Consider the following 742-nt stretch of genomic DNA (forward strand, 5'->3'; position numbering starts at 1 on the left):
TCGGGATCGATGTGCGCGCGCCGGCCAATCCGGGCCCGAATTTCCTGCAGGGTGACATCTCGTCACCTGCCGGAATTGCTGCAATCGTTGCACAGCTGCCGAACCGCTTCGATGCGCTTCTGAATATCGCCGGCATTTCCGGCACGGTCGGCGCGGAGAAGACGCTTGCGGTCAATTTCTACGGTCTGCGTGCCCTGACCGAAGCCGTCGCCGGCCGCATCCGCGAAGGCGGTTCCGTGGTCAATGTCGCCTCCGTCGCCGGTTACGGCTGGCGCGCCAATCTCGACCGCGCCAAGAGAATGGTCGGCGTCAAGGGCTTTCCCGATATCGCCAAGGTCATGGCCGACAATGATGTTCCCAACGAGATCGGCTATCCGCTGTCGAAGGAACTCCTGATCCTCTGGACCCAGCTGGCCGCCCACGATCCCCAGTTCAAGGACCGTTCCATTCGCGTCAATAGCGTCAGCCCGGGTCCGGTCGAGACGGTCATCCTCAAGGAATTCCGCTCGGTTCTCGGCGATGCGAAGGTCGATAGCGATATCGCCCGTGTCGGCCGTGCCGCAACCGCCTCCGACATCGCCCCGGTGGTGCTGTTCATGGCATCCGACGGCGCGCGCTGGATCAACGGCGCCAATATCGCCAATGACGGCGGCCTCGAAGCATCGATCAATGCCGACGTGCTCGGCTACTGAGGAGAATGACCATGATTGAGATCCAACAGATCATCGGCGGCAAGTCCGTC

At 62.3% G+C, this 742-nt stretch carries 1 protein-coding gene; it reads left to right on the top strand.

Annotation, left to right across the window (positions count from 1 at the left end; all coding sequences use genetic code 11):
- The coding region (locus Q4481_RS24585; RefSeq protein WP_304379065.1) for a coniferyl-alcohol dehydrogenase at window positions 1–692 on the top strand (692 nt) is incomplete at its 5' end.
- Window positions 693–742 lie beyond the last annotated feature (50 nt).

The organism is Fluviirhizobium alvei (assembly GCF_030551875.1).
Taxonomy (GTDB): Bacteria; Pseudomonadota; Alphaproteobacteria; order Rhizobiales; family Rhizobiaceae; genus Rhizobium_E; species Rhizobium_E alvei.